Raw genomic sequence first — 13,287 nt, 5'->3', positions numbered from 1 at the left:
AAGGTTCCTCCTTCTGTGTATAAGAGAACCCTGTCGCTACACTCCGGAACCTCTTATGCACAGAAGGAGGGGGACTCATATGCAGTCAAGAAATTGCACTTCTATCTTGAATGTATAACTCTTTACACACATAAATTATGAACAAAGTATTAGCATTTCTTATCATTTTATGCTTTGGCACCGGGTTCTGTGAGGCTGCACGTAGCCAGAAGCCACGTATCATTGTCCTTACCGACATTGAGAATGAACCGGATGACGCCATGTCATTCGTACGCTTCCTGGTCTATTCCAACCAGTGGGATGTGGAGGGGGTTGTTGCCACAACTTCCGTACACCAGAGGAGGAAGACTGCAAAATGGCGCTTGCTTGAGATTCTTGACGCGTATGAAAAAGTGCAGCCAAATCTGCTGAAGCATGAAGCAGGATTCCCTACCGCGGACGAGATACGCGCGGTAACCTGCGAAGGACGTGCGGATTACGGAATGAACGCCGTTGGCGAAGGAATGGACTCCGACGGATCGAATCTCATAATCAATGTTCTGGACAAAGAGGATGACCGCCCGGTGTGGGTACTCGTATGGGGCGGCCCGAACTGTCTTGCGCAGGCTCTCTGGAAACTGAACGCCACACGGCACAAAGATGAGGTGGACAGAATTGTTGGCAAACTGCGAGTATACGCCATCTCTGACCAAGACGACAGCGGCCCATGGATTCGCAATAATTTCAAGAACCTTTTCTACATCGTCAGCCCCGGCTATCACAAATTCGGAGGCTACCATTACGCAACATGGAGCGGTATCGCCGGAGACGACTTCCATGCACGCTTCGCAGGCGCAGACTCAACAATCGTGAAGAACCCATGGCTTGATGAGCATATCCGCTCAAAAGGACCGCTCGGCAAGCAGTATCCTTTCATGAAATTCCTGATGGAGGGTGACACTCCGTCATTCCTTTGCCTTATTGACAACGGTCTGAACAATCCTGAGCGACCTGACTGGGGAGGATGGGGCGGACGCTATGAACTCTATCAGCCACGCACAGAACGCTGGTTTCTTGAGCCGGAGACGCGACCGATATGGACAAACGCCATGGACGAGGTGTTCGGAAAGGACGGCTGTTGGCATACTTCCAATCATGCGACAATATGGCGGTGGCGTGAGGCTTTCCAGAATGATTTTGAAGCCCGGATGGACTGGACAATAAAGCCTTACAGAAAAGCGAACCATGCTCCAGTGATTGAGATACAGGGCGAGAAGAACATCATTGCCCACATTGGTGACACCATCAGGCTCTCCGCAAAGGCAAGCGACCCGGACAAGAACACTGTCAACTATACATGGTTCTACTATCCTGAGGCGGGAACATTCAACATTTCCAGCGCACGCACAGGAAACCCGCTGAAGATTGTGGATGCCGACAAGGCGGAGGCATACTTCATCGTGCCCAAGACTGAGCGTAAGGGCACAATGCATATCATTGTTGCTGCCACAGACAATGGCATCCCTGCCCTCACGCGATACGACCGTTTAATTATAGATGTAAAATAATCCAACTTATGAGGAAATTTCTCTTTCCCCTGCTTCTCACCGCCTCTTCCTGCTGTCTTGCTTTTGCACAGCAGGAGAACCGGCGCGTGATTGTTACCACAGACATCGGCGGCACTGACCCTGATGATGAGGAGTCAATGGTCCACCTGCTGATGATGGCTAACGACATCGACATTGAGGGGATGGTCTGCCAGATGGCGTTCTGCAAATCGCCGATAGGTATCGCCACCCTCAACAAAATCATTGACGCATACGCACTTGCAGAAACGAACCTGAAGGCGCATGACCCAAGATTCCCGACAGCGGACTATCTTCGCAGCATCGCAACCACAGGACAGACAGAAGTGGGAATGAGTGGTGTAGGTAAAGGTAAGGACACTCCGGGCTCGGAACTGATCATCGCTGCCGTTGACAGCGATGACCCGCGACCGGTATGGCTCACAGCTTGGGGAGGAATGAACACGATAGCCCAAGCCATCTGGAAAGTGAAGCACACCCGCAGTGAAAAAGAATTCAAGAAATTCCTCGGGAAAATCCGAATCTACGACATCCTCGGACAATGCGATGCCGGTGCATGGATTGCGCACAATTTCCCTGAAATTCTCTACATCCGGGCGCGTGATGTCTACAACTGGGCGCCTGACGACAACTGGACAAAGGAAAACGTACAGGCTTTTCCGCCGATGGGCAATGTCTACCCTACCCGCCGATGGGCAACAGAAGGCGACTCACCATCGTTCCTTTACCTTGTCAACAACGGGCTGAATATACCGGAAGACGTCACTGCCGGAGGTTGGGGAGGCAGATTCTCCAAGAAGAGAACTGAAGCTGTGCGCGGTATGGATTGGGTTGAACGGAACAATCTGGATGAGAAGCAATACGACCCATACTTCATGCACACGAATCCGGACGGAGAGCAGACCATACAGCGATGGTCAGACGCCATACGCAATGATTTCGCAGCCAGAATACAATGGAGCAGTAAGGCTGACTTCTCCGCAGCAAACCACCACCCTGTGATTCTGCTCAACAAAGAGTCAAAGCCGACCCGCAAACCTATGTCCATTAAAGCCAAAGCAGGTGAGACAATAAGATTCAGCATAAAAAACTCATACGACCCTGACGGGAACTCCCTGAGATTCAGTGCTTATCTTTACAAAGAAGCATCAGAATACAACGACAATATTGACATCCGGAACAGTAACGGCTCATTCTCATTCACTGTGCCTAAGGATGCCAATGGAAAAGTTCTTCATATAATCATTGAGGCGGTCGATAATGGCAAGCCGGCAATAACGGCATATCGCAGGCTTGTCGTGAAAGTCGCGGAATAAATCCGACAACAAAATAAATCCGACAACTATTTTTTTGATTTTATCATATGGTAAGAAATATTCCAATAATCATCCTGACACTCTGTTTCTGCTTAATGCCTTGTCATGGCAGTTACGCACAACAACCGAAGCCACGCATACTAATCAGCACTGACATTGGTGGCACTGACCCCGATGACAATCAGTCAATGCTGCATTTGCTCATGTACAGTGACCTTTTCGACATAGAGGGACTTGTCTCCTCCCCTTCCTTCGGCAATGGCTCCAAAGAAGAGATTCTGAGAATGATAGACATTTACGAAAAGGATTTCCCTGTGCTACAATCCCATTGCAAGGAGTTGAAAACACCGGCAGAACTGCGTCCGCTTTGCAAACAAGGCCGCCACGGACTTGCGCCATTTGCCGGTTACGACAAACCGACGGAAGGCTCTGAATGGATTGTACGCTGTGCCCGCAAGAAAGACAGCAGACCACTATATGTCCTTGTATGGGGAACCCTCGAAGACGTTGCGCAAGCTCTGCACGACGCACCGGACATTGTCACAAAAATTCGGGTATATTACATCGGTGGACCGAACAAGAAATGGGGCGTGGACAGCTATGCCTATATCGCAGAGAATTTTCCGGACTTATGGATGATAGAGAACAATGCTTCTTACCGCGGCCTGATTTCTGACACGAAAGATAGCAGCAAATACCATGCAGGGTATTACGAAGCTTGCATGAAAGGAGTCGGACACATCGGTGCAGACTTTATCAACTACTATAAAGGAGTTGTGAAAATGGGTGACACTCCTTCACTGCTCTATATGATGAACGGCAATCCTGATAATCCGGAAGGTGAGTCTTGGGGCGGAAGTTTTGAAAAGACCAACTACTCATCGCGCAGAATCATTGACCCCAAAAAAGAACAAAAGACAAACGTACCGGTATATTCTGTAGTGGAATTCAAATTCAAAGGCAAGAAACAGAATCTCCCCAAAGGCTCTCCGTGCTTCAATCTTTTGATAGACAAACAGAATTGGCAGGGATATTACATGAGCAAAGGTGAATACTGTGTCCGATATTCCCCAAAACAGACCGCTACCCTCAATTATGAGATTACCTGCGACAACGCAGCTTTCACACCAATTAAAGGCATACTTGTTGTTGACAATCAATGGCCGGGAACACCATCGCCAACCGATTATAAACTCGGGGCGTCATGGTGGACAGACCGCACAAAGCCTTCCCTTTTTGAAGGGAAATGGCAAGGTGCTGCCACCATAGGTAAGCATCGCCGGGAAGTCCTTGACGATTGGGCGATACGACTTGGATGGCTGAAAGAATATACTGAGAAAAAGCCACGCATCATCGTTCTCACAGACAGCGAAATTGACGATAGATGCTCCATGGTACACCTTCTTTTCTGTAGCAACGATGTGGAGATAGCTGCCCTCATACAGACAAACTCCTGCTTCCAAAGGCATGGATGGAGCAAAGAACATTGGCTTGAAAAACAGATTGACCATTATGCGGAGGTTTATCCGAACCTGAAAGTGCACAGCAAAGACTATCCTTCACCGGACTATCTGCGCAGCAAAATATTCGTTGGAGATGAAGACCCGGCGCATGTATGCCTTGACACTCCGGCTTCTGCGACAAAAATCGGAGCGCCGGCAAGGATAAACCCAAGAGAATGGACTTCTACAGAAGGTTCTGACGCCATCGTGAGAATCCTTCGTGACAATGACCCGCGACCGGTGTTCATTCAGGCATGGGGCGGAGGCAACACTGCGGCAAAAGCCCTTCAGGTCATAAAAGACGAGTACCCTGAGGATTATGAACGGGCAGCACGCAAAGTGGTGATGTACAACATTTGGTATCAGGATGCCGCAGGCAATTACATTGAGCAAGAACATCCACTGGTGACAATGCTCGTATCCTATCATTTCCATGCCACATGGGATTACGGAGCCCAGAACTATACAGCGGATTTTGTACGCAGATGGCTTCACGACAGTCCTTCCGCACTTGCGAGAGACTATGTGCAGACAAATATCAGCGAAGGGGACTCACCTGCCTTCCTCTACTCCGTAAGCAATGGACTGCGCAGTCATGAGAACCCGACTTACGGAGGATGGGGTGGACAGTTCTATAAAGTACCAGGTATGGAGAATGTCTATCGTGACACTGACAAAGGCAGCTACAGCCGATGGACAGAATATGTCTTGCGCGATTTCCAATCACGGCTTGCATGGGCAGCCACACCGAAATATGAGGATGCGAACCATGCTCCCGAGGTAACAATTCTCGAAGGCCTCGACAAAACCGTACGCAGCGGAGAGACAGTCACACTGACAGCCGATGTCAAAGATGATAATTTCCTTGACCTTGAGTTACAATGGCACCACCGCCAATACATATCGGAACAGAAAGGTGTTGATAAAGCGAAATTCTTTGAGAACACAAAGAAAAGACCGCAGAAATTCGAGACAGCATGGTGGCAGTTCTATGAAGCAGGAACCTGTCCCATACATGTGGATTTGCAAACAAACCCGGACAATCCGAACCAAGTTTCATTCACCGCACCTGCTGTCACTGAGCCACAAACATTGCATCTTGTGTTTCAGACCACAGACAACAACAAGATGGGACTCACCGGCTTTGCACGCGTGATTGTCACAGTACTGCCTCAAAACCCATGAAAATGAAATTGGTAATTGAACTAAAATATATGTTCTTACCGGACCGTAGCTGTTAATATGAAAGCCGTATCACTCTTAAAAACAGAACTGATACGGCTTTTATATTTAGTTGTGAAATTGTGTCATAATTTAGAAAAGGAATCTTTTGTAAAAAACATTGGGCACAAGTTCAACAACATCAGTATGAATACAAATAAATTGTTAATTCTGTGAACCACCGGCAAGGTCAAGCAATTCGTTGGTGATAGCCTGCTGGCGCGACTTGTTGTACTGAAGGTTAAGCACACGCAACAATTCATCGGCATTGTCTGTCGCTGTCTGCATGGCAACCATACGGGCAGCGTGCTCTGAGGCATTGCTGTCAAGAAGAGCTGTATAGACCTTCAGTTTGAGATACTGCGGAATAAGCCTGCTGAGAACGGTATAGAGGTCCGGCTCTACAATGAAGTTGTCATTGAGAGGCACAACATCCTCATTAGCCTTTTCAGCCTCTTCACGGGCATGCCGTGCAAGATACTCCTGCGTTTCCTTTGTAGCAATCTGCGTCTTCAGGTCACGTACCTTTTCCTCATTGAAGTCCACTTCCGTGATGTCAATAGGAAGATATGTCTTGCGCTTCAGAACCTGCGAGCCGGCACTCTTGAAATGATGATAGATAAGTTCCACCTTGTCAATCTCACCATTGCGGAATTTCCCTGCAACATCTTTGGCTATATCCACACATCCATTGACACATGGATGGTCACAGAGATTATTGAAGTCGTTCGCAACAGGCAAACCTAACTTGACAGCCTTTTCGGCTATCTTGCGCCCTACGGGATAAACGACGATATTCTCCTGACCGAGTTCTTTATAATCCTCAACGGCCTTCTGCAATGCCTTGATGACATTGGCATTGAAACCACCACACAATGAGCTGTTGCTGCTAAAGGCTATGATTGCAACCTTCTTCACCGGGCGTTCCTCGGAATAGATGTTACGAGCATCAACCTCACTGGCAAGGAAAGTCTTGAGAATATGCTCCAACCTCCTTTCGTACGGAAGCATATTCTCTATCATCACCTGAGCATGGTGGAGTTTTGAGCTTGCCACCATCTTCATGGCACTCGTGATCTTACGGGTGCTGTTGATGGATGCTATTCGGTCTTTTATTTCTTTCAATGAAGCCATACGCTTTCAAATTAAGAATTATACATCAGGGAATCATTACCTGATTCTATTTGAAAGAGCCGGCAACATCTGCCATAACCTTCTCTATAGTATCAGTTGCATTGTCATCAATATTTCCTGCACCAAGGAAATCTATGACATCCTGATGTTGTGTGCGCATTACTTCAAGGAACTGGTCCTGGCACTCACGGATACGCTCAACCGGAACAGGTGACATAAGGCCGTGTGTACCGCAATAGAGTATGGCAACCTGCTCGCCTACAGGCATAGGACTGTACTGTGCCTGGATGAGAAGCTGGTTGTTCTTACGTCCACGGTCCAAAGTCATGGCAGTAACGGCATCCATGTCACTTGAGAACTTGGAGAAAGACTCCAACTCACGATACTGAGCTTGGTCAATCTTCAATGTGCCTGCAACCTTCTTCATTGACTTTATCTGTGCAGAGCCACCGACACGGGATACAGAGATACCGACATTGATAGCAGGGCGGAAGCCTTGGTTGAAGAGGTCTGACTCCAGATAAATCTGACCGTCAGTGATAGAAATCACATTGGTAGGGATATATGCTGACACGTCACCTGCCTGCGTCTCAATGATAGGAAGCGCTGTGAGTGAGCCACCGCCTTTCACCTTTCCTTTCAAGCATGCCGGAAGGTCGTTCATCTGCTCTGCCACTTCCTGCTGCTCATTGATTTTCGCAGCACGCTCAAGAAGACGGGAGTGGAGGTAGAAGACATCGCCAGGATAAGCCTCACGTCCTGACGGACGACGAAGGATGAGTGACACCTCACGATAAGCGACAGCCTGCTTTGACAGGTCATCATACACAACAAGTGCGTGTTCGCCACGGTCGCGGAAATACTCTCCGATGGCAGCACCTGCAAAAGGAGCATAGTACTGCATGGCAGCAGGATCAGAAGCTGTAGCGGCAACAATGATTGTATAAGGCATCGCTCCTTTCTCCTTAAGGTTCTGCACGAGTGCTGCCACAGTGGAAGCCTTCTGTCCTATCGCAACATAGATGCAATAGACAGGCTTGCCTGCCTCATAGAAAGACTTCTGGTTGATGATTGTATCAATGGCGATAGCTGTCTTACCTGTCTGTCGGTCACCGATGATAAGCTCTCGCTGACCACGGCCGATAGGAATCATCGAGTCAACAGCCTTTATACCTGTCTGCAAAGGCTGCTTCACAGGCTGACGATAGATAACGCCCGGAGCCTTACGGTCAAGTGGCATCTCGTAAGCGTCAGTAAGGTCAATGTCACCAAGTCCGTCAATGGCTTCGCCAATAGGATTGATGACACGACCAAGCATATTGTCGTTTACACGAATGGAAGCAATACGCTTTGTGCGCTTTACCTTCATTCCCTCCTTGATACCGCTCGTGGAACCGAGAAGAACGCAACCTACATTGTTTTCCTCCAAGTTCATCACGATAGCCATCGTACCATTCTCAAACTCAAGAAGCTCATTTGCCTCCGCATTGTTGAGTCCGTAGATACGTGCAACACCATCATTCACGGTAAGCACTGTACCCACTTCGTCAAAATTATGCTCGGCTCCGATGCTGTTGAGTTGCTGAAGCAAAATTTCAGATACTTCGCTTGGTTTTATCTTGTCCATTATTTTACTTTAATTGTTTTAGGATGCTCTGAAGCCTTGACTTCACACTGGCATCCATACGGTAAGTATCATACTCGAGAATGAAACCGCCAATTATGTCCGGGTTAATCTCGGTAAGGAATTCCACAGTGCCATTTGTCCTGTGCTCCACCATTTGGCGGACCTTGTTTTCGGTTTCAGGACTGACAGCAGTGGCAGTGATGAGACGTCCGTGAATGATATTCTTCTGCTTGCGGTATAGAGTGATGTATGACTGGGCAATGAGTTGCATCACCGTCTCCCTGCCCTCTTGCAAGACGAGTTTGAGAAAGCGCATTGTCAATTCTGCCGGTTTCGCACCGCAAGCAGCCTTGAGCAGACTTTCCTTTTTCTCCTGTGGGAGCATAGGATTGTCAATGGTGTGGCGCAACTGAGGCACGTCCATATACGCACTGGCCAAAGTCACCATATCGTTATAGACATCCTCATCACAGCCCGTCTGCACGGCACTCTTATGAAGGGCACGCGCATAGCGAATTGAAATAACGCCTAAATCCATACTCTATCTTTTATTGTTTAGCATAAGAAGAAACATCATCCAGCAACTTGTCAACATAAGCCATCTGACTCTTGTCGTCAGAAAGTTTTTGGCGCAATATCTTCTCGGCAATGCCCACACTGAGAATGGAAACCTGCTGACGGATGTCAGCGATGGCATTCTTCTTCTCTGACTCAATCTGAGCTTTTGCTTCTGCAATAATGCGCGCGCTTTCCTCACGTGCCTTGACTTCTGCTTGGGCTATCATATTGTCGCGAGTTGCCTGAGCCTCCTTCACAATCTGTGACTGACGCTCACGTGCCTCAAGCAATATTTTCTCGCCTTCCGCCTGGATGTTTGCCAATTTCTCGTTTGCCTCATGAGCCTTTTTCAGACTCTCATCGATGTACGCCTTGCGCTCCTCTACCATATTGACTATGGCGGGGAAACCTTTCTTGGCGAGTACGAAGAAGACCACAAGAAATGCCAGCATCATCCAGAACAGCAGACCAAGGTCCGGTGTGAGTATAGCAGGCAAATTACTTAAATCCATTCTCTTCTAATTGAATATCAGTCTTTATTATTTGATAAGGAACGCACATGCCGCGATAGCAAAAAGGGCACAACCCTCAACGAAAGCAGCAGTAAGAATCATGTTTGTCTGAATCTTTCCTGCAGCCTCCGGCTGACGTGCAATGGCATCCATTGCGCTGCCACCGATCTTACCAATACCAAGACCTGCACCGATTGTTGCTATACCTGCACCAATACCGCAGCCCATAGCTGCAATAGAACCTTCTACTAATAATGAAATCATAGTTTTTGAGTTTTAAGTTATTAATTGTTTTTTATTTATTATCTTATTTTATATTGATGTCAATATTGTCAGGAATGTCAGTATTGTCAACATTGTTAATACTGTCAATACTGATAATACTGTTATTCTTCCGGCAACATTACCGACTACGCCTCATGGTGCTCCACATGAGCAAGCCCGATGAACACAGCAGAGAGAAGCGTGAACACATAAGCCTGAACAAATGCCACAAGGACTTCGAGGCAGTTCATGAACAGAAGCATCATAGCACTGAACAAGTTCAATCCAAGACCATAAGCCGCTCCCATTGACCAGCCAAGGAATATGACGCAAGTGAACGAGAGAATCACAGCATGTCCCGCCATCATGTTTGCGAAAAGACGAATCATCAAAGCGAACGGCTTTGTAAAGACTCCGAACATTTCTATTGGAATCATCAGCAACTTCAACGGTCCCGGCACTTCCGGCCAAAAGATTTCCTTCCAGTAATGGGCATTAGCAAAAACGTTTATCACCAACATTGTGCACAATGCCAAGAACATTGTTACATTTATGTTGCCGGTGACATTGGCACCGCCCGGGAATATAGGAATCAACCCTATAAGGTTCGTTGCAAAAATGAAATAGAAGACCGTAAGGAGGTATGGAGCGTATGGCTTGTAATGCTTCTCGCCAATACAGCTCTTGCACAAGTCATCATGTATTGTCATTGTAAGCATTTCCACAGCTCCAACGAAGCCTCGTGGCGCCTCGCTTTTGCAATCCCGCTTTTTGTACCATTTTGCACAATTGAGGAAGACAGTCAGCAGTACGATAACGACAATCCATATCTGTGCAACAGACTTTGTTATGCTCAAATCAATCGGGCGCACAGTTGTACCGTCAGCCAGCTTTTCATAAATCTTACCATGACTGTCAGCATTGAAAAAGTACTGTTCAGGAAGACTATGAGCTGTGCAGAACGTCCATTCGCCAGTTTGCTCGCTTCTCACAATGATTGGCAATGGGATGCTCAGATGCTTTCCCTCATAAGAAGCAACGTGCCATTCGTAAGCATCGGCAAGATGCTCAAGCACAATTTCCGGAATATTCAAGCCTTCCTCTTTCTGCTCACCTCCGTTAGCCTTCATTGGCAGCACGGAAAGAAGCAGAAAAGCAAGAAGCAGTATAGACTTGATACGTTTCATTTTTCAGTTTTTATTGTTAATATGCGCAAAGAACATTGAGTGATGTGCAAGAGACGCAAAGTAGAACACCATGAAGACAATCACATACTTGTCCATATTGTCACGCCCGACTGCAATGTAACATCCCAAAAGGGTCATCAGGGCAAGAAGCATCCTGAAACCTGAGACCGCAGTAAAGAATGTTGTCAAAGAGTCCGGACTTGACATTGCAACTTTCTTCCAAACAAAAGAAATCACAATTCCCACAGCCAACATGAATATGCAACTGACTGTCAATGGCATCATAATATCACCAACAACCTCTAATGACATCAGAGTTCCTGCAAGCAGACAGAGTGCAGCCACAATGCCAAAGAGTTGTGCGATATATCTTTTAAATGCCTTTTCTACATCTTTCTTATCCATCACTTTGTTTTCATTCTCACCTGTCTTCATTCAAAAGAACATTCTATGCAGAAATCCTTACAGCGTCTTCCTAAATTTCAACGCAGATATCCACATTGTTCTTTTTCACTTCGACAAAGCCTCCTTTTGCAGTAAATGAACATTCACCATCAGCAGTCACATACCTTATTTCGCCTTCGTCCAAAGATGATATCAGTGGAGCATGGTTTTCAAGGATTTCAAACTGTCCCAATGTTCCGGGCACAACGACTTTCTCTGCCGCTCCGCTGTAAACTGTCCTTTCCGGAGATACGATATTAAGAGTAAGCATAGCGAAGAGTTTTTATTCCTGTGCTTGCGCAAGCAGAGCCTTACCTTTTTCTATAGCCTGTTCAATAGTTCCTACATTAAGGAATGCCTGTTCAGGCAAGTCGTCAAGCTCACCGTCAAGAATCATGTTGAATCCCTTTATGGTATCCTCGATAGAAACCATCTCACCCTTCACTCCTGTAAACTGTTCTGCAACAGTGAACGGCTGTGAGAGGAAGCGCTGTACACGGCGTGCACGGTTTACCGTCAGCTTATCTTCATCGGACAACTCATCCATACCGAGAATTGCGATGATGTCCTGAAGTTCCTTGTAACGCTGAAGAATCTGCTTTACACGCTGGGCACAATCATAATGTGCCTTGCCGACAACCAACGGGTCAAGGATTCGTGATGTAGAACCCAATGGGTCTACCGCCGGATAGATACCAAGCTGCGCAATACTACGTGAAAGCTCTGTTGTAGCATCAAGGTGAGTAAATGTTGTAGCAGGTGCAGGGTCAGTCAGGTCATCGGCAGGGACATACACTGCCTGTACTGATGTAATAGAACCTGTCTTTGTAGATGTGATACGCTCCTGCATAGAACCCATTTCTGATGCCAGTGTCGGCTGGTAGCCCACAGCTGACGGCATACGTCCGAGAAGAGCGGAAACCTCAGAGCCTGCCTGTGTGAAACGGAAGATATTGTCAATGAAGAACAGGATGTCACCACCTTGGTCACGGAATTCCTCTGCCACGGTAAGACCTGACAAAGCCACGGAAGCACGTGCTCCAGGTGGTTCGTTCATCTGACCATAGACAAGTGTTGCCTGTGATTTCTTGAGTTCTTCCGGGTCAACGAGAGACAAATCCCATTTGCCTTCTGCCATAGCCTCTTTGAACTTATCACCATATTTGATAACTCCGGACTCAATCATCTCGCGGATAAGGTCATTACCCTCACGAGTACGCTCACCTACACCGGCAAAGACAGAGAAACCGTTATGTCCTTTGGCGATGTTGTTGATAAGCTCCATGATAAGCACAGTCTTACCCACACCGGCACCACCGAACAGACCGATTTTACCACCTTTAAGATAAGGTTCCAAAAGGTCAATCACCTTAATACCCGTTGCAAGCATCTCTTTTGAGGTTGAGAGTTCCTCAAACTTTGGAGCCTCGCGGTGAATAGGATATGCACCTTCCTGTGAAAGTCCTTTCATACCATCAATAGGTGCACCAATCACGTTCAGCATTCGACCTTTGATCTGCTCACCGGCAGGCATAACAATAGGAGAACCTGTCGGCACAGCCTCAAGCCCTCTCTGCAGTCCATCAGTATTGTCCATGGCGACAGTGCGTACAGTATCCTCGCCGATGTGCTGTTGAACTTCTATAATCAAGTCAGAGCCATCAGGGCGCTTCACTTTCAAAGCGTCATGAATCTTTGGCAACACTTTCTCCGGGTCCTGCCCTTTAGTGTCAAAGTACACATCAATAACAGGACCGATAATTTGGGAGATGCGTCCATTAACCTGTGACATAAATCAATGTTTTAGTTATTGTTTTTATTATTTATTTTCACCTTACGCACTCTGCACAGAATCAGGAGGAAAGCAATATTCCACAAGTCTGAATGGGAGTGTTGTATATGTTTTATTCGCTGCAAAGATACCAAAAATAATCCAAATCAAGAAATAAAATTATTT

General features: G+C 47.0%; 12 protein-coding genes. 3 read left to right on the top strand and 9 right to left on the bottom strand.

Annotation, left to right across the window (positions count from 1 at the left end):
- Positions 1–137 precede the first annotated feature (137 nt).
- The 3 genes from HPS57_RS06235 to HPS57_RS06225 are packed head-to-tail and all read left to right on the top strand — an operon-like array spanning position 138 to position 5,568.
- Positions 138–1,547, top strand: coding sequence for a DUF1593 domain-containing protein (locus HPS57_RS06235; protein WP_172181258.1), 1,410 nt, complete (start codon positions 138–140; stop codon positions 1,545–1,547).
- A gap of 8 nt (positions 1,548–1,555) precedes the next feature.
- Complete coding sequence (locus HPS57_RS06230; RefSeq protein ID WP_172181256.1) at positions 1,556–2,881, top strand: DUF1593 domain-containing protein; 1,326 nt, start codon at positions 1,556–1,558, stop codon at positions 2,879–2,881.
- Between the two features lie 47 nt (positions 2,882–2,928).
- A complete protein-coding gene (locus tag HPS57_RS06225) occupies positions 2,929–5,568 on the top strand; it encodes a nucleoside hydrolase-like domain-containing protein (RefSeq protein WP_172181254.1) in 2,640 nt (879 codons plus the stop codon).
- A gap of 201 nt (positions 5,569–5,769) precedes the next feature.
- Here the strand turns inward: HPS57_RS06225 and HPS57_RS06220 are convergent, their stop codons facing one another.
- From HPS57_RS06220 to atpD, 9 genes are all read right to left on the bottom strand, one after another.
- A complete protein-coding gene (locus HPS57_RS06220; RefSeq protein ID WP_172181252.1) occupies positions 5,770–6,738 on the bottom strand; it encodes a F0F1 ATP synthase subunit gamma in 969 nt (322 codons plus the stop codon).
- A gap of 46 nt (positions 6,739–6,784) precedes the next feature.
- Positions 6,785–8,368, bottom strand: coding sequence for a F0F1 ATP synthase subunit alpha (gene atpA, locus HPS57_RS06215; protein WP_172181422.1), 1,584 nt, complete (start codon positions 8,366–8,368; stop codon positions 6,785–6,787).
- Between the two features lies 1 nt (position 8,369).
- Positions 8,370–8,903, bottom strand: a complete 534-nt coding sequence (locus tag HPS57_RS06210; RefSeq protein WP_172181250.1) for a F0F1 ATP synthase subunit delta — start codon at positions 8,901–8,903, stop codon at positions 8,370–8,372.
- A gap of 10 nt (positions 8,904–8,913) precedes the next feature.
- The gene (gene atpF / locus HPS57_RS06205; protein WP_172181248.1) at positions 8,914–9,435 is read right to left on the bottom strand and encodes a F0F1 ATP synthase subunit B; all 522 of its coding nucleotides are present in this window, start codon (positions 9,433–9,435) and stop codon (positions 8,914–8,916) included.
- Positions 9,436–9,462: 27 nt separating this feature from the next.
- On the bottom strand, positions 9,463–9,699 hold the full coding sequence (gene atpE, locus HPS57_RS06200; RefSeq protein WP_172181246.1) for an ATP synthase F0 subunit C: 237 nt from the start codon (positions 9,697–9,699) through the stop codon (positions 9,463–9,465).
- Between the two features lie 146 nt (positions 9,700–9,845).
- Complete coding sequence (gene atpB, locus HPS57_RS06195; RefSeq protein ID WP_172181244.1) at positions 9,846–10,886, bottom strand: F0F1 ATP synthase subunit A; 1,041 nt, start codon at positions 10,884–10,886, stop codon at positions 9,846–9,848.
- 3 nt (positions 10,887–10,889) lie between these two features.
- The gene (locus HPS57_RS06190) at positions 10,890–11,291 is read right to left on the bottom strand and encodes a hypothetical protein (RefSeq protein WP_172181242.1); all 402 of its coding nucleotides are present in this window, start codon (positions 11,289–11,291) and stop codon (positions 10,890–10,892) included.
- A gap of 70 nt (positions 11,292–11,361) precedes the next feature.
- Positions 11,362–11,601 (bottom strand): ATP synthase F1 subunit epsilon, encoded by a 240-nt coding sequence (atpC, locus tag HPS57_RS06185; protein ID WP_172181240.1) that lies wholly within the window; start codon positions 11,599–11,601, stop codon positions 11,362–11,364.
- A 12-nt stretch (positions 11,602–11,613) separates the two neighbouring features.
- Positions 11,614–13,122, bottom strand: coding sequence for a F0F1 ATP synthase subunit beta (gene atpD, locus HPS57_RS06180; protein ID WP_172181238.1), 1,509 nt, complete (start codon positions 13,120–13,122; stop codon positions 11,614–11,616).
- Between the last annotated feature and the right edge of the window lie 165 nt (positions 13,123–13,287).

Source organism: Palleniella intestinalis (assembly GCF_013166595.1).
Classification (GTDB): Bacteria; Bacteroidota; Bacteroidia; order Bacteroidales; family Bacteroidaceae; genus Prevotella; species Prevotella intestinalis.
The sequence above is the reverse complement of the archived record's forward strand: the minus strand, read 5'-3'. Positions and strand labels throughout refer to the sequence as shown.

Bases quoted from the DNA above. Each gene is read 5' to 3' on its own strand.
- HPS57_RS06235 (WP_172181258.1), top strand. From the start codon at position 138: ATGAACAAAGTATTAGCATTTCTTATCATTTTATGCTTTGGCACCGGG.
- HPS57_RS06230 (WP_172181256.1), top strand. From the start codon at position 1,556: ATGAGGAAATTTCTCTTTCCCCTGCTTCTCACCGCCTCTTCCTGCTGT.
- HPS57_RS06225 (WP_172181254.1), top strand. From the start codon at position 2,929: ATGGTAAGAAATATTCCAATAATCATCCTGACACTCTGTTTCTGCTTA.
- HPS57_RS06220 (WP_172181252.1), bottom strand. From the start codon at position 6,738: ATGGCTTCATTGAAAGAAATAAAAGACCGAATAGCATCCATCAACAGC.
- HPS57_RS06210 (WP_172181250.1), bottom strand. From the start codon at position 8,903: ATGGATTTAGGCGTTATTTCAATTCGCTATGCGCGTGCCCTTCATAAG.
- atpF (WP_172181248.1), bottom strand. From the start codon at position 9,435: ATGGATTTAAGTAATTTGCCTGCTATACTCACACCGGACCTTGGTCTG.
- atpE (WP_172181246.1), bottom strand. From the start codon at position 9,699: ATGATTTCATTATTAGTAGAAGGTTCTATTGCAGCTATGGGCTGCGGT.
- atpB (WP_172181244.1), bottom strand. From the start codon at position 10,886: ATGAAACGTATCAAGTCTATACTGCTTCTTGCTTTTCTGCTTCTTTCC.
- HPS57_RS06190 (WP_172181242.1), bottom strand. From the start codon at position 11,291: ATGGATAAGAAAGATGTAGAAAAGGCATTTAAAAGATATATCGCACAA.
- atpC (WP_172181240.1), bottom strand. From the start codon at position 11,601: ATGCTTACTCTTAATATCGTATCTCCGGAAAGGACAGTTTACAGCGGA.
- atpD (WP_172181238.1), bottom strand. From the start codon at position 13,122: ATGTCACAGGTTAATGGACGCATCTCCCAAATTATCGGTCCTGTTATT.